This is a genomic window from Janthinobacterium sp. GW821-FHT03A03 (genome assembly GCF_059421435.1).
Map to the genome: position 1 here is coordinate 1 of NZ_JBWKUZ010000001.1, position 19,641 is coordinate 19,641.

24 protein-coding genes and 1 pseudogene are annotated in these 19,641 nt (G+C 61.1%); 20 read left to right on the top strand and 5 right to left on the bottom strand.

The annotated features are described in order from the left end of the window. Positions 1–207, top strand: a pseudogene (locus AC07VI_RS00005) (Bcr/CflA family drug resistance efflux transporter); the annotation flags it as partial. Between the two features lie 978 nt (positions 208–1,185). Here the strand turns inward: AC07VI_RS00005 and AC07VI_RS00010 are convergent. The 4 genes from AC07VI_RS00010 to AC07VI_RS00025 all read right to left on the bottom strand — a co-directional run bounded on the left by AC07VI_RS00010 (position 1,186) and on the right by AC07VI_RS00025 (position 6,386). Continuing rightward, positions 1,186–2,787, bottom strand: a complete 1,602-nt coding sequence (locus AC07VI_RS00010; protein WP_226935342.1) for a sensor domain-containing diguanylate cyclase — start codon at positions 2,785–2,787, stop codon at positions 1,186–1,188. A gap of 514 nt (positions 2,788–3,301) precedes the next feature. Next, positions 3,302–3,517, bottom strand: coding sequence for a hypothetical protein (locus AC07VI_RS00015; protein WP_492995196.1), 216 nt, complete (start codon positions 3,515–3,517; stop codon positions 3,302–3,304). After that, positions 3,514–4,578 (bottom strand): phage portal protein, encoded by a 1,065-nt coding sequence (locus AC07VI_RS00020; RefSeq protein WP_492995198.1) that lies wholly within the window; start codon positions 4,576–4,578, stop codon positions 3,514–3,516. The genes AC07VI_RS00015 and AC07VI_RS00020 overlap by 4 nt, the downstream gene beginning before the upstream one ends. Beyond that, entirely contained in the window at positions 4,575–6,386 is a 1,812-nt protein-coding gene (locus AC07VI_RS00025; protein WP_492995200.1) for a terminase ATPase subunit family protein, read from the bottom strand. Before AC07VI_RS00025 ends, AC07VI_RS00020 begins: the two co-directional genes overlap by 4 nt. Positions 6,387–6,522: 136 nt before the next feature. Here AC07VI_RS00025 and AC07VI_RS00030 point away from each other — a divergent pair, with 136 nt between their 5' ends. The 10 genes from AC07VI_RS00030 (at position 6,523) to AC07VI_RS00075 (ending at position 12,327) form a co-directional block, all read left to right on the top strand. Beyond that, positions 6,523–7,311, top strand: a complete 789-nt coding sequence (locus AC07VI_RS00030) for a GPO family capsid scaffolding protein (protein ID WP_492995202.1) — start codon at positions 6,523–6,525, stop codon at positions 7,309–7,311. 47 nt (positions 7,312–7,358) lie between these two features. Continuing rightward, complete coding sequence (locus AC07VI_RS00035; RefSeq protein ID WP_492995204.1) at positions 7,359–8,378, top strand: phage major capsid protein, P2 family; 1,020 nt, start codon at positions 7,359–7,361, stop codon at positions 8,376–8,378. Then, positions 8,378–9,094 carry a phage terminase small subunit gene (gene gpM / locus AC07VI_RS00040; RefSeq protein WP_492995206.1) on the top strand — a complete coding sequence of 239 codons (717 nt, stop codon included), beginning with the start codon at positions 8,378–8,380 and terminating at the stop codon, positions 9,092–9,094. The genes AC07VI_RS00035 and gpM overlap by 1 nt, the downstream gene beginning before the upstream one ends. 96 nt (positions 9,095–9,190) lie before the next feature. Beyond that, a complete protein-coding gene (locus AC07VI_RS00045) occupies positions 9,191–9,694 on the top strand; it encodes a head completion/stabilization protein (protein WP_492995208.1) in 504 nt (167 codons plus the stop codon). Next, on the top strand, positions 9,694–9,903 hold the full coding sequence (locus AC07VI_RS00050) for a tail protein X (protein WP_492995210.1): 210 nt from the start codon (positions 9,694–9,696) through the stop codon (positions 9,901–9,903). Before AC07VI_RS00045 ends, AC07VI_RS00050 begins: the two co-directional genes overlap by 1 nt. Before the next feature lie 47 nt (positions 9,904–9,950). Further along, positions 9,951–10,322, top strand: coding sequence for a hypothetical protein (locus AC07VI_RS00055; protein ID WP_492995212.1), 372 nt, complete (start codon positions 9,951–9,953; stop codon positions 10,320–10,322). After that, positions 10,322–10,882, top strand: coding sequence for a glycoside hydrolase family 108 protein (locus AC07VI_RS00060; RefSeq protein WP_492995214.1), 561 nt, complete (start codon positions 10,322–10,324; stop codon positions 10,880–10,882). Before AC07VI_RS00055 ends, AC07VI_RS00060 begins: the two co-directional genes overlap by 1 nt. Then, positions 10,879–11,391: a lysis system i-spanin subunit Rz gene (locus tag AC07VI_RS00065; protein WP_492995216.1), complete on the top strand. Its 513-nt coding sequence runs from the start codon at positions 10,879–10,881 to the stop codon at positions 11,389–11,391. The genes AC07VI_RS00060 and AC07VI_RS00065 overlap by 4 nt, the downstream gene beginning before the upstream one ends. After that, the gene (locus AC07VI_RS00070) at positions 11,375–11,863 is read left to right on the top strand and encodes a phage tail protein (protein WP_492995218.1); all 489 of its coding nucleotides are present in this window, start codon (positions 11,375–11,377) and stop codon (positions 11,861–11,863) included. The genes AC07VI_RS00065 and AC07VI_RS00070 overlap by 17 nt, the downstream gene beginning before the upstream one ends. Then, positions 11,860–12,327, top strand: a complete 468-nt coding sequence (locus tag AC07VI_RS00075; RefSeq protein WP_494808765.1) for a phage virion morphogenesis protein — start codon at positions 11,860–11,862, stop codon at positions 12,325–12,327. The genes AC07VI_RS00070 and AC07VI_RS00075 overlap by 4 nt, the downstream gene beginning before the upstream one ends. A 270-nt stretch (positions 12,328–12,597) precedes the next feature. On the opposite strand, the gene AC07VI_RS00080 is transcribed toward AC07VI_RS00075, so the two are convergent. After that, entirely contained in the window at positions 12,598–12,933 is a 336-nt protein-coding gene (locus tag AC07VI_RS00080) for a hypothetical protein (RefSeq protein ID WP_492995222.1), read from the bottom strand. Here AC07VI_RS00080 and AC07VI_RS00085 point away from each other — a divergent pair, their 5' ends adjacent. The 9 genes from AC07VI_RS00085 to AC07VI_RS00125 all read left to right on the top strand — a co-directional run bounded on the left by AC07VI_RS00085 (position 12,934) and on the right by AC07VI_RS00125 (position 19,598). After that, positions 12,934–13,338 (top strand): hypothetical protein, encoded by a 405-nt coding sequence (locus AC07VI_RS00085; RefSeq protein WP_492995224.1) that lies wholly within the window; start codon positions 12,934–12,936, stop codon positions 13,336–13,338. It abuts the gene before it with no gap. Between the two features lie 172 nt (positions 13,339–13,510). Further along, positions 13,511–13,831: a hypothetical protein gene (locus tag AC07VI_RS00090; RefSeq protein WP_492995226.1), complete on the top strand. Its 321-nt coding sequence runs from the start codon at positions 13,511–13,513 to the stop codon at positions 13,829–13,831. Between the two features lie 229 nt (positions 13,832–14,060). Then, complete coding sequence (locus tag AC07VI_RS00095) at positions 14,061–14,711, top strand: phage baseplate assembly protein V (protein WP_492995228.1); 651 nt, start codon at positions 14,061–14,063, stop codon at positions 14,709–14,711. Next, the gene (locus AC07VI_RS00100; protein ID WP_492995230.1) at positions 14,708–15,052 is read left to right on the top strand and encodes a GPW/gp25 family protein; all 345 of its coding nucleotides are present in this window, start codon (positions 14,708–14,710) and stop codon (positions 15,050–15,052) included. The genes AC07VI_RS00095 and AC07VI_RS00100 overlap by 4 nt, the downstream gene beginning before the upstream one ends. Next, positions 15,049–15,960, top strand: coding sequence for a baseplate assembly protein (locus tag AC07VI_RS00105; protein ID WP_492995232.1), 912 nt, complete (start codon positions 15,049–15,051; stop codon positions 15,958–15,960). The genes AC07VI_RS00100 and AC07VI_RS00105 overlap by 4 nt, the downstream gene beginning before the upstream one ends. Next, positions 15,953–16,573: a phage tail protein I gene (locus AC07VI_RS00110; RefSeq protein ID WP_492995234.1), complete on the top strand. Its 621-nt coding sequence runs from the start codon at positions 15,953–15,955 to the stop codon at positions 16,571–16,573. Before AC07VI_RS00105 ends, AC07VI_RS00110 begins: the two co-directional genes overlap by 8 nt. Further along, entirely contained in the window at positions 16,570–17,829 is a 1,260-nt protein-coding gene (locus AC07VI_RS00115) for a phage tail protein (RefSeq protein WP_492995236.1), read from the top strand. Before AC07VI_RS00110 ends, AC07VI_RS00115 begins: the two co-directional genes overlap by 4 nt. 14 nt (positions 17,830–17,843) lie before the next feature. Further along, positions 17,844–18,389, top strand: a complete 546-nt coding sequence (locus tag AC07VI_RS00120) for a hypothetical protein (RefSeq protein ID WP_492993117.1) — start codon at positions 17,844–17,846, stop codon at positions 18,387–18,389. Between the two features lie 33 nt (positions 18,390–18,422). Next, the gene (locus AC07VI_RS00125) at positions 18,423–19,598 is read left to right on the top strand and encodes a phage tail sheath protein (RefSeq protein WP_492995238.1); all 1,176 of its coding nucleotides are present in this window, start codon (positions 18,423–18,425) and stop codon (positions 19,596–19,598) included. The last annotated feature ends 43 nt before the right edge of the window (positions 19,599–19,641 follow it).

Sequence of the window (19,641 nt, forward strand, 5' to 3'; positions counted from 1 at the left end):
CCGCCGATGACCCTGATGGCCCTGAACCACTTCCCCAACAACAGCGGCCTGGCTTCGTCGATGCAGTCCTTCATCCAGATGCTGCTGTTCGCGCTGTTGTCGGGCCTGGTGGCGCCGCTGCTGTTCGACAGCGCCCTGAACCTGGCGTATGGCGTAATGGCGGGATTGCTGGTGAGTTTGATTTGCTGGGTGTTTGCGCAAGGCTAAGGACGTCTTGACGCTCGCCACTGCAGGGAGGGAGAAAACAATTGCGGATGCACTCAAGCAGCACTTTCTCTACCATCCCTTGTCGAAGGCAATAACTAACACTCAGAAATAGCGAGCTGCAGACGAGCTTCTGTAGAATCGAGAGGTAGCAAAAAAACTGAAAACCACCCCGCTATAGCGAAAACAGCGTTTGCTCTTGTCAAGACATATACATTACGAACACTATCGCCACAAAAAAAAAGCTGTGTACACATCTGTGTACACAGCTTTTTATCTCAGCAGCACAAAAACTGCCAAGTCTTTGAATCTAATGGTCGGGGCGAGAAGATTCGAACTTCCGACCCCATGCACCCCATGCTCGATGATACTTAGCCGGAACCCGCATGGATGCTACATATAGGGGGTGAGTCGTATAATATACAGTGCTTTTCGATAGGTACTCAAGACCGCATGTTTCGGCGTTTTTTCTTCGAGAATTATACATTTTTGCGGCTGTTTTTCACGTCTCACCACCTCATGCACGCCGTGCTCAATTCCGGAAAAAAGCCGCTAAAGCGGTGTAATGCGAATAACTAGGATTTATGGGACATACAGCGTCAAAATAACATCGATACCTACCAACCTACCTACAGAGGGAAATTAACATGAAAAAGACTTACGTGCCGGAACTCACGTGCAAAGACGCCAAGCGCGAACATACATGGATGATGTAACAGCGTTTTTCCCCTATGGATGGTGTGCGATAGTTTAAATAAGCTACGCCAAAAGTTGCGCCGTTCGGTCTTACGCAAAACGCCAGGGTCCGATACTGTTTCGCGGGGCCGTGAACTCCATGTGCGCAGCGCATCGTCGTTCGCGCGGGCCGGTAGCGCAACTGCCCACTCTATGCCATCGCCGGCATGAGATGCAAGAATTGCTATCGTCCATTATGATCCGCGAGCGCTCCCGCACTCCGATCAAATTTGAAAAGCAAAGCTATCAACTAAAGGCCGAGAGGCTTTCTCCCGTCACGTGCCCCAAGCAAGAAGGCGCAGAACAAACCTGATTTCTCCCTGATTCTTTCGCTTTGTACAATGCTTTGTCGGCGGCCTCGACCAGTTCAATAGGCTGGCTTTCTAAATGGATCGGAAAAAATGCCTCTACACCGATACTTACCGTCACAACCCCAAGCGGATTTCCAGTATGTGCAACTCCCATCGATTGAACAGCGCTACGAATGCTCTCGGCAACTGCCAACGTGCCGATGAGATCGGTTCCAGGTAGTAACACGACCATTTCCTCACCGCCATAGCGGGCCGCAAGATCCCCTGGCCTGCGCATACTATAAGCCACCACCTTGCCAATTTTTCTTAAACACTCATCGCCGGCCACATGACCGTAAATATCGTTGTACTGCTTGAAGAAATCAACATCGATCATGATTAACCCTAGCGAGCTTTCCCCACGCTGCGCACGATTAAACTCGCTCATTAACGATTCGTCAAAATGACGTCGATTCGCCAGTCCGGTCAGTCCATCCTGGCTGGCAAGCCGGGACAACGTTTCATTAATCAGTTCTAGCTCAATGCCAGCAAGCAATAGCTTCTGTTCAGTTTTTGATTGAAGATTTATTTGATTCACCATACGATAACCAAGGTAGGAGATGAGCAATACCAACATCCCGCCAACCAAAAACTGAATATACACATCACTGCGCCAGCTCTCCAACACTTCATCTTGGGACAATGCTGCGGAGACGGCCAAAGGATACTCCTCCACCCTTCTGTAGCTATTAATACGTGTAACGCCATCCAATTTTGACTTTATGGATGCAGTGCCTATCGGCCCTTTTGAAAGATGATCTTTAAATAATGGAAATTGAGATATATCTTTGCCAAGCATTTTTTCATCAAATGGCCTTCTTAGCAAAAGTATTCCTTTGCCATTTGCGATAAAAACCGCCCCTCGCTTCCCTATCGAAAATTTATCATAAAATAACTTAAAATATTTCATGTCAATTGTAGCAAGTGCAACACCGCCGAAACTGCCATCAGGTAGATTAATGCGCCGCGATACAGTAATAATCCAATCGCCTGTCGACTTGCTGCGTACAGGAGGACCTATGTAAGGGCCACGTTCAGTATTGTTTTGATGGTACTTGAAATACTCTCGATCAGCATTGTTCAAATTCGTGAGCAACACTTTCTGAGAATTGACCAGCCAGCTACCATCTTTGGCATAAACGAATATCCCATGCAACTGGGGGAGCTCCGCCACGCGCATAACCAACAGATCATGAACACGGGTCAGCTCAAGGTCTGAGACTCCATCCTTTTCTATACGCTCGACCAATCCAATCAATACGGTATCAGTCTCTTTGATCGTGTCATAGGCATGCTGGGCTACCGACTGCGCCAGATTAGCACTCTCCCGGGCGGCCTCGCTTAGCTGTACTTCTCTTGCACGCCACACCATCCATAGCTGAGTTGCAAGAAGTGACATGCAAACCACGACAACAAATGTGATCGCCAGCGGCAGCAAGGAAAAACGCTTGAAGCCCGAGCCCATCAGACGCGCCGGCAGACTATTTGAATCAGCCATGGAACAACTCCCAGTTTTACGTGGATAAGAGTGTGCGCCAAATAGCACTCAAAATGCTCACACATCGTCACAAATAAGATGTAAAAAAGTTAAAAACAACACTACCACGGCCAATCTTGCAGGGATGTCGAATGGTTCACGTCTTTGTAAAAATTGAGTTACAGGATAATCCGGCCACAAACGGGAGGGTACTCCGCGCACAAACTCAATGTGGCGAAAAACTGCGTCAAAATGCGTCAAATCGCACGCCCCCTCTTCGCCCCGCCGCGCCAGTCCTCATGCGCCTTCGGCCATGGCGCAAATTTGAGTCAAAAGACCCCTATATAGCGGGCAGGTGTGGAGGGGGGACAACTGCGCGCGCCGGGCCGAAACGGGCCTTTTTCTTGCATCCATAGCAACATCATTCGCGTGGACGTGAAAAAGCCGCCTCGTGGGCGGCTTGTGCGGTGGCTGGGGCGCTCTGGCGCGGCTGGGCTATCGCCGTCCTGCCATGCAAGCTATCGCGGCGTGGCGGTCATCCTGCGCGACCGGCGCGGGCCTTGGCCGCTAGCTCCTTCTCGTAGTCGTCGCGGCAATCGACGTTGCAGAACGGCAGGCCGGGCGCCAGTGGCTCGTCGCAGTAGTGGCAGCAGCCGTGCGCCACCAGGGCAGGCCGGCCGCGCACGGCCGCCAGGCCGCGCGCCACCTCGGCGAAGATGATCTTGTCGGTGTTGTCGATATGGTCGCTCATTGCACGCCCTCCCCGCCCGTGGCCAGGTCATACGGGGCGAACTTCACCACTTCCACGCCCGCCCATTCGTTGATCGCTTCGAACTGCGCCTGCAGCGGCACCAGCTCATTGCGGGCGAAGACGCGCGCGGCCGGCTCAACGGCGCCGAAGCCGCCGGCATTGTTCGGCAGGATGCCCATCAGTTGCGGCGGCACGCGGTGCGCCGCCAGCTGGTCGTCGCGCGTCACGCTCTTGATGTTGAAAAACTCGTCCTTGGCGGCCACGTCCGACACCGGCAGAATCTGGATACCGTCCTTCTTGCCGTTCGGCGCGTACATGAACAGGTTGCGGAAGTTGCCCGGCCCCTTGCTGTCGCGCATGGCCTGGCGCAGGTTGTCCACGTCCTGTGTGTTCGCCGCGGCGTCCGTCATGTAGAAGACGAAACCGGCGTGCGAGCCATTCTTGTAATACTTGCGGCGAAACAAGGTGGCCGCCTCGTTGAGCCAGGCCGATTGCAGGGCGCTCAGGTACTGCGGCACGCCGTACAGCTCCTGATTCACGTCCGGTTCCATCAGGTGGAACACGCGGCCCTTGTCAAATTCGTGCACGGCCTGGTAGCCGTTCACAAAAAAATACGTGTCCAGATCGACGCCGCGCCGCATGTACTTGGCCAGCGCGTGCTGGTACGCCAGCGCCTTGCCGCTGCGGCTGGGCCGGTCTTCCAGGTAGGCGTTGCCGAACGTCAGGAAGTCGAGCGCCATGCGTTTAAAAGCGTCGCGCGACAGGTACTTGCTGGGGGTCAGGGTGGACGCCAGCACGTTGGCCTTGAAGTGGATGGCGCTGCTGTGGTGCACGCCCGCGTTGAAGGACTTGGCCAGGCCGGCCAGGTTGACGGGCGGCTCATACCAGTGGCCGTTCTTCCAGCATTCGAAGCAATCGAGGATATCGGCGTGCTCGAGCACGGGCGTGGGGTCGCCGAAGGAAAACACCTCGATGCCAGCGGCGGCCGGCGCCGTGACGGGGGAAGCTGGGGCGGGCTGGGCCTGGCGGCCGCGCGTGCGCATGTGTCGTGCTTTACTCAAGAATAAATCTCCATGAAAGAGTGGTGGTTGTCGGTGGTACCTTCGAAGGGCTCGTGATCGAGGGCGTGCATGCAGGCCCACGCCAGATCGGCGTGGCCGGTTTCATCGCTGCGGCCGGCGACATAGGTCACGTGCCGCCCGCTGGGGGTCAGGGTCTTGTGGATGGCCATGAAGGACTGCGCGATGTCGGTCCAGCCGGCGTCGAATTCCAGCCGGCCCTTGCTGATGATGTTTTTCGCCTTCAAGACCATGCGCGTTTTGACTTCGGGCGAGTAGTTCAGCGGCGTGACGGCCGGGAAGAAGCCGCGCACGATCGGCAGTACGCCGATACCCATGCCCGTGGTATCGATGCCGATGTATTCGACGTTGTAGCGCTGCGTCATCTGGCGGATGGCGTCGGCGTGGTCTTCAAAACTCTGCCCGCGCCACTGGTGGCGCTCCAGGATGCGGAACTTGCCGCCGGCCGTCATGGGCGGCGCCAGCACCACGCAGCCGGCGCTGTCGCCGTTCAAGGCCGGGTCATAGCCGATCCACACGGGCCGGTTGCCGAACGGGCGCAGGCCCAGCAACGGCTTGTAGTCGTCCCACTCGACCCAGGAATCGACCATGCAGCGCTGCAGCTCGGCCAGCGGGAAGACCGAGGCCGAGTCGTCGATAAAGTTGCACATCAGCAGGTTATCGAACTGGTCCGGGCTGTATTCGAAGTTGCGCAGCTCGTCGATGTCGAACAGGTTGCAGCCGCCGCGCTCGGCGTCCAGAATGGTGACGATCTGGCGCCAGATTTTGTCCTCACCCGTAAAACCCGACGACAAGCGGCCATGGCTCACGTCGATATTCACCTGGTCGGCCTTGGCGCGGCGCTTGTTGAACAGCTCGCCCGTCCAGAACGGGTAGGCCTGGTGGGTGGTGGAGGATGGCGTGGAAAAGTACGTCTTGCGCCATTTCTTGTGAATGGCCATGCCCGAGGCCACCTTGTTCAACTCCTGGAAGTTTTGCGTCCAGAAAAATTCATCGAAGTAGAAATTGCCGTGATAGCCCTGCGCCGTACGCGCGTTCGTCCCGAGGAAATACAGGTGCGCGCCGTTCGGCAGCACAATGGGGTCGCCCGTCAGCTCGATGCCGGCCGCCTCGCGCGCGAATTGCACGATGTATTGCTTGAAGACGTGGGCCTGGCTCTTGGAGGCGGACAGGAAGATCTGATTGCGGCCCGTCGCCATGGCATCGGCCAGCGCCTCGCGGGCGAAATACCAGGTCGCGCCGATCTGCCGGGACTTGAGGATGGCGCGCGTGCGCTGGTCGCCGTTGCGATACCAAACCTTTTGATAGTCGAACAGCGAATCCTGGAAGGCGTCGAGCAGCTGGATTTTCTGTTCTTCGCTGAAGTCGTTGCGCGTCGGCTTCTTCTTCGGCCCCGCGTTGCGGTTCGCCAGCTTGGGGTTGAGATCGACCTCGTTGCCGCCCGGCTGCTCGTAGCGGCGCACGCGCGCCGCCTGCACGATGGCGCGCATCAGCAGATCGATTTCCTTGTAGTCGCTGCCGCTCTTGACCTCTTTTTCGATCAGTTTTACGAGGCGCAACTCGGCCGCCGCCTCGACGTGCTCGATGGCCTGCGCCTGGTCCCATTCGTCGCGCAGCTTCCAGCTATTGATGGTGCTGCGCTTGATCCCTAAGTGGCGGGCGATGGATGAAATGCGCCAGCCCTTCCAGTACAGGGCGCGCGCGGCGCGGCGTGGCTCGGATTCGGGCAGGGCCAATTCCCCGATGATTTGGTCGGCGGTTTGTTCGCTTGTTTTCTCGATTCTTAACATGCTGCCAGCGTAGGCCGCGCGCGCGCGGAGCGGGGAAAGGCAAAAGTCGCTATGCCCCATAGCAACCCGCACCGCATTGAATCGCAGCGCCAAGACGTTGACCATGGCGTTATCCGATCAACCGAGACACGCCACCATGCCTAAATCCCAATTCTTCCGCGTCGCCACCGAAGGCGCCACCACGGACGGCCGCAACATCGACCGCGCCACCATCGAGCAGATCGCCGCCACCTACAACCCGAAAACCTACGGCGCGCGCATCTGGCTCGAACATATTCGCGGTATCCTGCCCGACAGCCAGTTCAAGGCCTACGGCGACGTGATCGCCGTCAAAGCCGAGGAAGTCGACACCGACAGCGGCAAGAAACTGGCCCTGTTCGCGCAGATCGAACCCACGCCGGAACTGGTGGCCATCAACAAGGCGAAACAGAAGCTCTACACCAGCCTGGAAATTCAGCCCGACTTTGCCGACTCGTCGCAGCCCTACCTGGTCGGCCTGGGCGTCACTGACAGCCCGGCCAGCCTGGGCACGGAGGCGCTGAAATTCTCCGCCAGCCGCAAGCAGCAAAGCGCCAACCTGTTTACTTCTGCCGTCGAGGTGACGCTGGAATTTGACGAACCGCAGGGCACCAAGCTGGCCGACGCCATGAAAAACCTGCTGTCGCGCTTCTCCCATAAATCCGGCGCCGACGCCGCGCAGTTCGCCGACATCAGCGAAGCCGTGCAGGAGCTGGCCGGCCACGTCGTCACCGCCAACGACAACTACGCGGACGCCGTGACGCGCCTGGAAAAAGCCGAAACGGCATTGAAGGCCACGCAGGACGAGCTGGCCGCCTTCAAGGCGCAGATGGACGAGGCGCCCGGCAACGGCCCGCGCCGCCCAGCCGCGACCGGCAACGACGGCGCCGTGCAGACCGAGTTTTAAGCGCGCGCCATCCACCAACACCCCATTCAACAACGGAGCACCGAACCATGAAAAAGCAAACGCGCCAGGTCTTTGGCCAATATGAAACCCGCTTGGGCCAATTGAACGACACGGACAACGTGGCCAAGACCTTCAGCGTCACGCCCAGCGTGCAGCAGAAGCTGGAAAACAAGATGCAGGAATCGAGCGAGTTCCTGTCGAAAGTGAACATCATCGGCGTAGGCGAGCAGGAAGGCGAAAAGCTGGGTCTGGGCGTCTCCGGCCCGATTGCCAGCCGCACCAACACCAAGGACAAGGAACGCGAAACGCGCGACCTGTCCACCATGGACAGCACCAAGTACCGCTGCGAGCAGACCAACTTCGACACGCATTTGAGCTATGCCAAGCTGGACGCCTGGGCCAAGTTCCAGGACTTCCAGTCGCGCGTGGCCAATGCCATCCTGACGCGCCAGGCACTGGACCGCATCGTCATCGGTTTCAATGGCGTGAAAGTCATGGCCACCACCGACCTGGCCGCCAATCCGCTGCTGCAGGACGTGAACAAAGGCTGGCTGCAGCACCTGCGCGAACAGGCTCCCGAGCGCGTGCTGGGCCTGGTCGCCGCCGGCCTGCCGGGCAAGGTCATCATCGGCGACGTGGACGGCGCCGACTATGCCAACTTGGACGCGGCCGTGACCGATGCCGTCAACCTGCTGGACCCGTGGTATCAGGAAGACACGGGCCTGGTCGCCATTGTCGGACGCAAGCTGCTGAACGATAAATACTTCCCGCTGGTGAACACCAAGCAGGCGCCCACGGAAACCCTGGCGGCCGACATCATCATCAGCCAGAAACGCATTGGCGGCTTGCCGGCGGCGCGCGTGCCCTACTTCCCGGACAACGCGATCCTGATTACCCGCTTCGACAATCTGTCGATCTACTTCCAGGACGGTGCGCGCCGCCGCCGCGTGGTGGACGAGCCCAAGCGCGACCGCATCGAGAATTACGAATCGTCGAATGACGCCTACGTGATCGAAGATCTGGGCCTGGCCGCGCTGGTGGAAAACATCGAGCTGAAAGACAAGTGATGGCGAATACCTCCCCTGCCCTGCGCCACCGCGCGCGCATGCTGGCCGAGCGCACGGCCGGCGCTGCCGCGCCGCAGGGCGTCACCACCGGCACGGCCTACGAGCTAATGCTCTACAAGCTGGCCGACGATCGGCGCCGCCTGAAATCCATCCAGTCGGTGGAACGCAAGATCGAGGTCAAGGCCACCTTGCTGCCCGACTATGCGCAATGGATCGACGGCGTGCTGGCCGGCGGCAAGGGCGCCCAGGATGACGTGTTCGCCACCCTGCTGGTGTGGCACATCGACACGGGCGAGTATGACCGCGCCCTTGTCATGGCCGAATACGCGCTAGCGCACAAATTCACCCTGCCCGACACCTACAGCCGCGACATCGCCACCCTGATGCTGGACGAATTTGCCGAAGGCTACTTGCACGGCAAGCTGGCCAGCGATCCGCAGCACGCCGCCCAGGTGCTGGGCAAGGTGGAACAGTTGACGGCCGCCAGCGACGCGCCCGACCAGGCGCGCGCCAAGCTGCACAAGGCCATGGGCTTCGCCATGATCGCCGTGCTCGACCAGGCCGACGACACGGACATCGCCCCGGCGCTGGTGGCGCAGGCGGAAAACGCCATGGCCCAGCTGAAACGCGCCCGCGCCCTGTCGGAATCGTGCGGCGTCAAGAAAGATATGGAACGGCTGGAACGGCGCCTCAAGCGCGCGGACGGTTCCACGTAAAGAGCATCCCCCGCAGCACGGCGGCACGGGGGGATTCTGGCCGAACCATCGACCTGATGAACCCCGTCCACCGCCCACTTTTTGAAAGCGTCCCGTATGTCCTTCATGGCCCTGCCCCCTTCCATCCCGTCCGGCGCCTCCCCGGCGCCGCCGGCGCCGGCCCCTGGCGTCGTCGAGAACGACGGCTGGTTTCCTGATATTGCCCTCACCGATATGCGCGACGCCATGCGCCTGGATGGCACCGTCACCGACGCGCGCCTGGTGCAAGCCGTGGTCGATGCCATTTTGCACGTCAACCGCGAGCTGGCCGACTGGCAGGGCAAGCAGGCCGCCGCAGGTATCGCCGCCCTGGTGGACGTGCCGGCCACGCGCATCAACCGCGAGTCCCGCCTGCTGGCGCAGTACCGGCGCGCCGTCTACAGCACGGCGAAAGCGGATCTGATCGAGCGTTACCGCGATTACGACAGCACGGCCACGTCCGTCAGCGACAAGAAAAGCATGGAGTGGCTCGACGAAGCGCCCGGCGCGCAGCGGCGCAATGCGCAATGGGCCATCGCCGATATGGTCGGCCGCACGCACCTGACCGTGGAATTGATCTGATGCAGGTACGCACGCAGCAACACGACACGGTAGACGCCCTGGTGTGGCGCTACCTGGGCGACGGCGCGGGATACGTCGAGCAAACTCTGGAAGGCAATCCCGCGCTGGCGCGCCACGGCGCCGTGCTGCCGGCCGGCCTGGTCGTCACCCTGCCGGAACCTGCCGCCAGCGTGGCCGCCGTTGCCGATCTTGTGCAGCTATGGGACTAACTTTTTTAACAACACCTCTACTTATCCTCATCATGGAGAAACAAGCAATGTCCGCAGAATCGTTTGGTGGTTTCGCCACCCTGGTCAAACTGTACGGCTTCAAGGCGGCGCTGGGCATGGTCGGCGCGGCCATGCTGTACATCGTGCTGCCGCCGCTGAACAGCGACGGCACCTTCAACAAGGGCGAATTCGTCGCCCGCCTGGCCTGCGCCGGCGTGTTCTCGTGCCTGCTGGGCGGCACCGCGTATCAGCTGCTGTGCGCCCAGCTCCCGGCCACCGGCGCCATGGTCAACGCCTCCGCCGTCGACTTGATCGTCGGCGCGCCCGGCTGGTGGGTATCACGCGCCGTGGCCCTGTGGTTCCAACGCCGCAGCGACAAGGACATCGCCGAGCTGGTCAAAGACGCGAAGGAGCACTGATGGCCACCATGGAAAATCCCCTGATCGCGCGCACCATCGACGCCATCTTGCGCGCCGAAGGCGGCTATGTGAATGACCCACAAGACAAAGGCGGCGAAACCAATTACGGCATCACGGTCGCGGTGGCGCGCGCCAACGGCTACGCGGGGCCGATGCGCGAGCTGTCCGTGGCGGTGGCGCGCGCCATCTACACGGCGCGCTATATCACGGAACCGAAGTTCGACCAGGTGCTGGCCATCCATGCCGGCATCGGCGCCGAAGTGATCGACACGGGCGTGAACATGGGACCACACCGCGCGGCCGAGTTCCTGCAGCGCTGGCTGAACGGTTTTAACGACACGGGCGCCCGCTATCCGGCTCTGTTCGTCGACGGCCGCCTGGGCGCGCAGTCGCTGCGCGCGCTGGCCGCTTTCCTCAAGTGGCGCGGCCAGGACGGCGCCAGCGTGCTGCTGCGCGCCCTGAACGGCCTGCAGGCGGCGCGCTATCTGGACATCACCGAGGCCAACAAGACCCAACGCCGTTTTCTGTTCGGCTGGATCAAGGAGCGGGTGGCCATGTGACCGCAACCACCTGGCGCCCGCTGGCCGCTGTTCTCCTGTGCGGCGCCATCGCGGGCTGGACGGCGCAGGGCTGGCGCAAGGACGCGGCCATCGCCGCCCTGCAGCGGGCGGCGGCAACCCAGGCGGCCACCGCTGCCACCGCGCTGGCCCAGGCCACCGCCCGCGTGCTGACGCTGGAACGCGCCGCCGGCACCGCCCTGGCGCAGCGCGCCGACCACCTCACCCAGGAGCAAACCCATGCGAAGACTGAGCGTGACCGTTTTAACGATGATGTGCGCAGCGGCGCTGTGCGCCTGTCAATCCCCGTCGCCAGCGGCCAGTGTGCCGCCACTGCAGATTCCACCGCTGCCGCAGGCCATCGGATTGAAACGCGCGCCGAACTTGACCCAACGACTGCGGCAGCTCTTGACGCCATTGCCGGCGACGGCGACGACGCCACCCGCCAGCTCAACGCCTGCATCGATGCCTACAACCTAGTGCGAGACACCTACCATGTACAAACCGAATAGCCTGCGCCAGCACCTGGCCGCCGCCATCCCCGACCTGCAGCGCGACCCCGACCGCTTGCTGGTCTTCGCCGACGAGGGCAACGTGGTGGCGTCGGCCACCGCTTCCCTCTCCTTCGAATACCGCTTCAAGCTCAACCTGATCGTGACCGATTACGCGGGCGACGCCGACGCCATCATGGTGGCCCTGATCGCCTGGCTGAAAGTCCACCAGCTCGACCTGCTGGCCAATGAAGAGACGCGCAAGCACGGCATCGCCTTCGAGGTCGATTTCAACAACCATGAAACGGTCGATATTTCGATCAAGCTGGACTTGACCGAGCGCGTCGCCGTCAAGACCGGCGAAGCTGGCCGCCTCGACATCAAGCACCTTGCCGAGATACAGCACATGCCGGCCTACGCGGACGAGTTCTGGAAGCTGTATGACGGCGACACCCTGCTGGCCGAATGGCGCACGCCCGAGGCGACGCCATGAGCGGCGACCTGCACGCGCTGGAAGCCTGGGTCGGCGCCCTGCTGGCCAAGCTGCAGCCAGCCCAGCGCCGCGCCATCAATCACAAGGTGGCTATCGACCTGCGCCGCAGCCAGGCGCAGCGCATCAAGGCGCAGCAGGGGCCGGACGGCGCAGCTTACCCGGCGCGCAAGCGGCGCAAGGAGTTGAAGGGGAAGAACGGGCGCATCAAGCGGCAGAAGGCGGCCATGTTCGCCAAGATTCGCACCGCCAAACACCTGAAAGTGAAAGCGACCGGCGACCAGATCGAGGTCGGGTTCTTTGGCTGGGTGGCACGCGTGGCGCATGTGCATCAGTTTGGCCGGCAAGATCGCTTGTCGAAAAAAGGCCCACTGTACAAGTACCCGGAGCGGCCGCTGCTGGGCTTGAGTGAGCCGGATCGCACGTTAATACGCGAATCGCTGCTGCATCATATGGAGAAAAACTAAGATGCTTCAATGCAAACTTCAACTGACATTAGTTATCAAATGAGTTAGAGTTGCATGATACCGTCCGCAACCGGCCGGGAGCAGCGAGTATATTTGAGGAACAGTTAAATGAGTTCAAATGTCGGCACGCTTATCTTGGGCACTAGATGTTTCAATGTAAAGCGAGCCATAATTTCTCGCAGAGCGGACCTCTGGGAAATTGAAGTCGAGACTGAAGACGAAGAATATGATGGCGAGCGCTGGGCGCCTAACCTTTATCATCAGGGACTATTAGCTAGCGTTTTTGAGGATGCAGGTCCAGGAGTAAAACGGACGTCCTGGATTGCCACGAACGATGAGGGATATCCCCATCCCGAAGGTGGTTACATGTTTGTGTTTGGGCATCATGATGTCAGGTCGTGCATCGTGACGTTTAGCACTCAATCTGGAGGCCACCTCAAACTTAAGTGGTCTGGAAAGTGTGACGTATTCTGGGATGATGAGTTTTGCAAAGATGTCCCATTCGATTGTACCTGCATAGCCATAGTCAATGACTGAATTCGGCCAGAAGCGGAACTTCTCGATGCCGCCCCTTAAAATGAAAAATTTTAAAACCTTAAGGTGCATATGAACGCACTTCACTTCATCTTGGCACTCGCAATCGTAACAGGCGTCATGCAATCTACCTTGGATAAAGCGGGTGTTGGTCGCGTGGAGGATGCCGTGATATCCAGCGCATCCAACGTGTTCGTTGCGCTTTCAATTCCAATCACATTCGTTAGCAATCTCGGACTCATCGTGATTACGATTTGGTCTTTCTTTGTTTTACCCTGGCTTCCAACTCTGGGAGTAATCGCCATCGCTTTCTTTGGCTTCTCGTTTGTATGGGGCATGCTCCTCGGCACTTGGCGGCGGGGCGAGAGCTGGCTATCGTTAGTCGCCGCCGGCCCACCGCTGGTCTTCGTACTGCGCCTAGTTTGCACTGTTGCGGTTCTCTTCCTTGGCTTCAGCTATTTCCATGATGCACCATGAACCCTCCGTCAAGGTGACATTTTTTGCTGATGCGCAAGCCGATCCGTACGGCAAATGATCGTTCGGTATCCCTCCCGGTCCGATTAGGGGCGGAACCTGCCAACAGTGGCAACCGGTCAGAGGCAGCCGTGCAAACCATCAAAACAATTTGAGCTGAAAGTTTGAGATATTTATGAAACTAACACTCCTGTGCCTCCCTACCTTTCTATTTACTGCCTGCGCCAGTATCGACAACGCGGCCGAGGCAGCTAAGGTGGAAGCTGCGGGATGGACCTACAGGCAATGCCTCGTCGGTCGGATTCTCAGTAAGCACGCAGATGTCGACTTGTATTGTCGGCCTGCAAGAATCGGCCTATTCCAGGCAGTGATGGCAGATCCGCGCCAGTACGAAAAATCCCCTTTTTTTGATGCCTTTGCAAAAAATATAATTGAGATGGCCCGGGACGATGTCGAGCTTGCCAAAGACGTGGTGAGTGATAAACCTACTCGCTGATGTAACGGTTCGGGGAACTCGACGACTCCCGGTCAAAGCTGATAGCCCACTGGGGTTACTATATTTAATAATCGCTTCTGGGCGAAAGCGGCCCCCCTCAAAATCGCCCTTGCTTGGAAAATATGAGTTTATGCCAAATGAGCCGTCATAGTCGATAAGCCCCATATCAACCCGCCCCCGCGTGCATCCGCACGCGGACTTCGGCAACATGCACTGCATGAACGCCGACTTGTCCGACCTCCTCCGCTTGCTGCAAAACCTGATCCGCCTGGGCACCATTGCCGAGGTCAAAGGGGCCAAGGCGCGCGTCAAGCTCGGGCCGACACTCACCACGGAATGGCTGAAATGGGCCACGCCACACGCCGGCAGCACACGCACCTGGTCGATGCCCACCAGCGGCGAACAGGTCATCGTCTTCTCCCCCGGCGGCGACCTGACGCGCGGCATCGTCCTGCCGGCGCTGTACTCGGAGGCATTTGACGCGCCCGAAACCAGCGACAGCATTCACACCACGCATTACCCGGACGGCGCCGTGGTGCAATACGACCACGCAACCCACGCCCTGACGGCTACCCTGCCCGGAGGCACCGCCACCATCACTGCCGACAAGGTGACGTCGAACGCGCCCAGCACCATCTGCACGGGCGACCTGACCGTCATGGGCAATCTGCTTGTCGAGCAATCGGCCACCGTCAACGGCGCCACCACCCTGAACGGCGGCGTGAACGCCAAGGCCGGCGCCGCTGGCGGCGTGGCCATGGCCGTGCAAGGCAAAGTCACAGCCAGCGAGGACGTGCTGGCCGGCGACATCAGCCTGGCCAAGCATGCGCACAGCGGCGTCAAGGCCGGCGGCGACCAGTCGGGCTGGCCGCAAGCATGATGGGCATGCACGCCGCCACCGGGCGCAGCCTGACGGGCCTGGGCCACCTGCGCCAGTCCGTGGCCGACATTCTCACCACGCCGATGGGTTCGCGCATCCGGCGCCGCCGCTATGGTTCGGAAGTGCCCGAGCTGATCGACCAACCCTTGAACAGCGCCACACAGTTGCGCATCTACGCGGCCACCGCCTTTGCCCTGCGCCGCTGGGAGCCGCGTTTGCAACTGGCCAGCGTACAGTTGACGCGCGACACGGACGGCGCCATCGCGCTGCTGCTCGACGGCACCGCGAATGGCCAGGGCATCACGCTGGCCGTGCCCGTCAAACAAGGGGGCGCCGTATGAGCACGCCTATCGACCTGACCCAATTGCCGGCGCCCAGCGTGGTCGAGGTGCTGGACTTTGAGGCCATCCTGGCCACGCGTAAAGCCCACCTGGTCAGCCTGCTGCCGGAAGCCGAGCGCGCCGCCGTCACGGCCTTGCTTGAACTGGAATCGGAGCCGGCCACCAAGCTGCTGGAAGAAAACGCGTATCAGGAAACCATCCTGCGCAACCGCGTCAACGAGGCGGGCAAGGCCGTCATGCTGGCGTTTGCGTTAGACGGCGACCTGGACCAGCTGGGCGCCAACGTCAACGTGGCGCGCCTGACCATCACGCCGGCCAATCCCAGCGCCCTGCCGCCCGTGGCCGCCGTCATGGAAGACAACGACGCCTACCGCCTGCGCATCCAGGAAGCGCCGGATGGCCTGTCCGTGGCCGGCCCGAAAGCGTCGTATGAATTCCATGCGAGGAGTAGTGACGGCCAGGTCAGGGATGCGAGCGCCACCAGCCCGGCGCCGGCGCACGTCATCGTCACGGTGCTGGCCAACAACGACGCGGGCATTGCCGACGCCGCGCTCTTGGGCACCGTGGCGCGCGCGCTCAACGCCGAGGACGTGCGCCCCCTGGGCGACCGCCTCACCGTGCAGGCCGCCCAGGTCATCGACTACCAGATCGAGGCGACCTTGTTTATCGGCGTCGGCCCGGAAGTGCCGATTCTGCTGGCCGCCGCGCGCGCCAACGCCGTGCGCGTGTCGCAGCCGCGCCGCCCGCTGGGCCACAGCATTTATCGTTCCGCCTGCAGCGCCGCCGTGCACGTCGAAGGCGTGCGCAAGGTCGTCTTGACCAGCCCGGCCCTTGATATCGAACTGGACGCCAGCCAGGCCGCGCGTTGTACCGCCATCCATCTGAATGTGGTGGTGCTCGATGAATAAGCTGGTGCCAACCCTGCCGCCGAATACCACGGCGCTGGAACGCGCCATTGCCGTGGCCTGCGCCGAACTGGTCAACGTGCCCGTGCCGCTGCGCGAGCTGTGGAACGCCGACCGCTGCCCGGTCGCCCTGCTGCCATTCCTGGCCTGGGCGTGTTCCGTGGACCGCTGGGACGACGCCTGGCCCGAATCGATCAAGCGCGGCGCCATCAAGGCGGCCTATTTCATCCACAAGCACAAGGGCACGATTGCCGCCGTGCGCCGCGTGGTGGAGTCCCTGGGCTACCTGATCCGCATTACCGAATGGTGGCAGACCACGCCACCGGGCACGCCCGGCACGTTCCGCCTCGATGTCGGCGTGCTCGACACCGGCATCACGGACGCCATGTTTCAGGAAATGGAACGCCTGATCGCCGACGCCAAGCCCGTCAGCCGGCATTTGACGGGCCTGGCCCTGTATCTGGAAACCCGTGGCCAGGTGCAGATCGGGCTGGCCACCTATCACGGCGATGCGATGACGGTCTATCCGTGGATCGCCGAAGAAATCGAAGTGCGCGGCACGCTGTTACAAAGCGGCGCACCCCATACCATTGACACCATGACCATCTATCCATGAGCACATACTTTGCCATTCTGACGCAGGTGGGCGAGGCCAAGCTGGCCAACGCCATCGCCCTGGGTCACACCCTGAAACTGAAAAAAATGGGCGTGGGCGACGGCAACGGCGCCCTGCCGATTCCCGACCGCACGCAAAAGGCGCTCGTGCATGAGGTGCGCCGCGCCGACCTGAACCAGTTGGCCATCGATCCGACCAACGCCAGCCAGATCATCGTCGAGCAAGTCTTGCCCGAAAACGTGGGCGGCTGGTGGCTGCGCGAAATCGGCATCTACGACGAGGCGGGCGACCTGTGCGCCGTGGCCAACTGCCCGCCCAGCTACAAGCCCGTCATGGCCGAGGGCAGCGCGCGCACGCAAGTGGTGCGCGTGGTGCTGATCGTCGCCAGCGCGGCCGCCATCGAGCTGAAAATCGACCCGTCCGTCGTGCTGGCCACGCGCCAGTATGCCGACGAGCAGGACAGCGAAGTGCGCGCCTATGCAGACAAGCAACTGGCCCTGCACCTGGCTGCGCTGGACCCGCACCCCCAGTACAGCAGGAAGGAAGTGGCGACATTGGAAAAATTCGATGCATCGAAAAAACTGGTCAATGCTGCTTTTGTACAGCAGGAACAGGGCAATATCGTGGCATCCGGCGCAGTATCGGCGTCGCGCAGCTTGACCGGCGAGGACATCGGCAAATGCCTGTATTTTTCTGCCGACAATGTGCTGTTCACGCTTCCCAAGCCGAGCGACCTGGGTATCACGACCAATTCCGGCCGCTGTATTCACTTCTTCGGCCTGGCCGGAAAAGTGGGACGACTTGCCCCCGGCCCCGGCGCCTCGCTCAATGCCGATGTGTCCGGCGTGAATGGCATGGACGTCAAATCCGGCCAGTACATCACCCTTGCCGCCATTGCCGATAGCGTATGGCAGGTCATCGACACGACGGCGGAAATGTGGCGTAACGCCGATTTCCTCACGTCCATTGCCAGCGCGGGCGTGAGTTCCTGCCAGGCATCGCCCGGCGGCATCATGTGCCAGACAGGAACCTTTGTCGCCAGTAAAACCGGCTACAGCATGCTGACATTCCCAACGGCATTCCCTAACGGGCTGCTGTCCATTCAAGCCAACGTCATCCATGGTTCCCTGGGGGCCGGTTCCGTCAACTTCAACATGGATGCGAAAACGCGCAGCGGCGTGCCGGTGGCGGTAGTCAATTCCAGCGCCAGTGATTACCTCGCCTACCCCATCACCTATACCGCACGCGGCTATTAACAAGAGGAAGCCCCATGGATATGCTTGCCCCCGACAACCTTGACGCCGTTTTTTATTCCGTGCAAACGGCAGGCTTCTACCCCGAACGCCTGCGCGCGGCCTATGACGCCGCCGGCTCATGGCCCGCTGACGCCGTGCTGATTCCTGCCGAACTGCTCGCCGGCATGCAGGCGGCGGTAGCCGAAGGCGCCACCGTCTCGCTCGATCCCCGTGGCCAGTGGATCGTGACGGCCCGCGCGCCCACGCCGTATGTGCAATTAGCCGCCGTCTACCTCAACGCAGTGCGCGCCGCGCGTGAGGCCGTCTTGAACCGCCTGGCCGGTATCGGCTTCGCGGCGATGATGAACGGCGAAACGGACATCGTGGAAGGCGCCATTGACGCGCGCCAGGCGCTGCTCGACATCACCATCTGCCCATCGGTCGTCGCCGCGCAGGATATGCCAGCGCTGCAGGCGGCCATCAAAGGCGAATACGACCGCATCGCCGCCAGCTTGCCGGGCGAGGCCCGCCGCGCCTTCGACGACGCCGGCATTGCCCTCGTTCCCCCCATTGCCCAGTAACGCCCCATTCACCACTCATCAGGAGAACTAATTTTGGCCACCGACTACCACCATGGCGTGCGCGTCATTGAAATTAACGAGGGTTCGCGCCCGATCCGCACCGTCTCCACGGCCGTGCTGGGCCTGATCGCCACGGCCGACGACGCCGACCCAGCCGCTTTTCCGCTCGACACGCCCGTGCTCGTCACCAACGTGCTGGCCGCCATGGGCAAGGCCGGCAAGACGGGCACCCTGTACCGCGCGCTGGAAGCGATTGCCGCGCAGACCAAGCCCCTGTGCGTCGTCGTGCGCGTGGACGAAGGCGAGACGGAAGCCGATACCACCAGCAACGTGGTGGGCGGCGTGTCGCCCGACGGCAAGTACCTGGGCGTCAAAGCCTTGCTGGCCGCGCAAAGCAAGTTGGGCGTGAAACCGCGCATCCTGGGCGCGCCGGGCCTGGACACCAAGGCCGTCACCAACGCCCTGGCCAGCGTGGCGCAGCAACTGCGCAGCTTCGTGTACGCCTCCGCGTATGGCTGCAGCAACGTGGTGGCTGCCACCACCTATCGCGGCCAGTTCGGCCAGCGCGAGGTCATGATCATCTGGCCCGATTTTGTGAACTGGGATACCGCCATCGATGAAGAGGCCAGCATTTCCGCCGTGGCGTACGCCATGGGCTTGCGCGCCAAGATCGACGAGGAAACGGGCTGGCACAAGACCCTGTCCAACGTCGTCGTCAACGGCCCCACCGGCTTGACCCGCGATGTGTTTTTCGACCTGCAAGACCCGGCCACCGACGCCGGCGTGCTCAACGCCAAGGAAGTGACCACCCTGATTAACATGGGCGGCTACCGCTTCTGGGGTTCGCGCACCTGCGAGGCGCCGGGCGGCTTCTTCTATTTCGAGAGCTACACGCGCACGGCCCAGGTGCTGGCCGACACCATCGCCGAGGCGCATTTCGCCTTTGTCGACCTGCCCTTGCATCCGTCCCTGGTGCGCGACCTGCTGGAAAGCATCAACGCCAAGTTCCGCGACCTGAAATTGCAGGGCTACATCATCGACGGCCACGCCTGGTATGACGAGCAGTACAACGACAAGGACACCTTGAAAGCGGGCAAGCTGGCCATCGACTACGACTACACGCCCGTGCCGCCGCTGGAAAACCTGCGCTTCCAGCAGCGCATTACCGACCGCTACCTGGCCGACTTCGCCTCGCGCATCGCGGCCTAATTACTTCCCTGCCCGCGCCCGCGCGGGCGCCCCTGACCACTGG

What these genes read in the sequence shown, in the direction of transcription:
- AC07VI_RS00075 (WP_494808765.1), top strand. Translation starts at nt 11,860, where the DNA reads ATGAGCGGCGACCTGCACGCGCTGGAAGCCTGGGTCGGCGCCCTGCTG.
- AC07VI_RS00085 (WP_492995224.1), top strand. Translation starts at nt 12,934, where the DNA reads ATGAACGCACTTCACTTCATCTTGGCACTCGCAATCGTAACAGGCGTC.
- AC07VI_RS00060 (WP_492995214.1), top strand. Translation starts at nt 10,322, where the DNA reads ATGGCCACCATGGAAAATCCCCTGATCGCGCGCACCATCGACGCCATC.
- AC07VI_RS00035 (WP_492995204.1), top strand. Translation starts at nt 7,359, where the DNA reads ATGAAAAAGCAAACGCGCCAGGTCTTTGGCCAATATGAAACCCGCTTG.
- AC07VI_RS00080 (WP_492995222.1), bottom strand. Translation starts at nt 12,933, where the DNA reads ATGCACCTTAAGGTTTTAAAATTTTTCATTTTAAGGGGCGGCATCGAG.
- AC07VI_RS00120 (WP_492993117.1), top strand. Translation starts at nt 17,844, where the DNA reads ATGGATATGCTTGCCCCCGACAACCTTGACGCCGTTTTTTATTCCGTG.
- AC07VI_RS00090 (WP_492995226.1), top strand. Translation starts at nt 13,511, where the DNA reads ATGAAACTAACACTCCTGTGCCTCCCTACCTTTCTATTTACTGCCTGC.
- AC07VI_RS00030 (WP_492995202.1), top strand. Translation starts at nt 6,523, where the DNA reads ATGCCTAAATCCCAATTCTTCCGCGTCGCCACCGAAGGCGCCACCACG.
- gpM (WP_492995206.1), top strand. Translation starts at nt 8,378, where the DNA reads ATGGCGAATACCTCCCCTGCCCTGCGCCACCGCGCGCGCATGCTGGCC.
- AC07VI_RS00115 (WP_492995236.1), top strand. Translation starts at nt 16,570, where the DNA reads ATGAGCACATACTTTGCCATTCTGACGCAGGTGGGCGAGGCCAAGCTG.
- AC07VI_RS00010 (WP_226935342.1), bottom strand. Translation starts at nt 2,787, where the DNA reads ATGGCTGATTCAAATAGTCTGCCGGCGCGTCTGATGGGCTCGGGCTTC.
- AC07VI_RS00055 (WP_492995212.1), top strand. Translation starts at nt 9,951, where the DNA reads ATGTCCGCAGAATCGTTTGGTGGTTTCGCCACCCTGGTCAAACTGTAC.
- AC07VI_RS00050 (WP_492995210.1), top strand. Translation starts at nt 9,694, where the DNA reads ATGCAGGTACGCACGCAGCAACACGACACGGTAGACGCCCTGGTGTGG.
- AC07VI_RS00025 (WP_492995200.1), bottom strand. Translation starts at nt 6,386, where the DNA reads ATGTTAAGAATCGAGAAAACAAGCGAACAAACCGCCGACCAAATCATC.
- AC07VI_RS00105 (WP_492995232.1), top strand. Translation starts at nt 15,049, where the DNA reads ATGAGCACGCCTATCGACCTGACCCAATTGCCGGCGCCCAGCGTGGTC.
- AC07VI_RS00070 (WP_492995218.1), top strand. Translation starts at nt 11,375, where the DNA reads ATGTACAAACCGAATAGCCTGCGCCAGCACCTGGCCGCCGCCATCCCC.
- AC07VI_RS00045 (WP_492995208.1), top strand. Translation starts at nt 9,191, where the DNA reads ATGTCCTTCATGGCCCTGCCCCCTTCCATCCCGTCCGGCGCCTCCCCG.
- AC07VI_RS00110 (WP_492995234.1), top strand. Translation starts at nt 15,953, where the DNA reads ATGAATAAGCTGGTGCCAACCCTGCCGCCGAATACCACGGCGCTGGAA.
- AC07VI_RS00100 (WP_492995230.1), top strand. Translation starts at nt 14,708, where the DNA reads ATGATGGGCATGCACGCCGCCACCGGGCGCAGCCTGACGGGCCTGGGC.
- AC07VI_RS00015 (WP_492995196.1), bottom strand. Translation starts at nt 3,517, where the DNA reads ATGAGCGACCATATCGACAACACCGACAAGATCATCTTCGCCGAGGTG.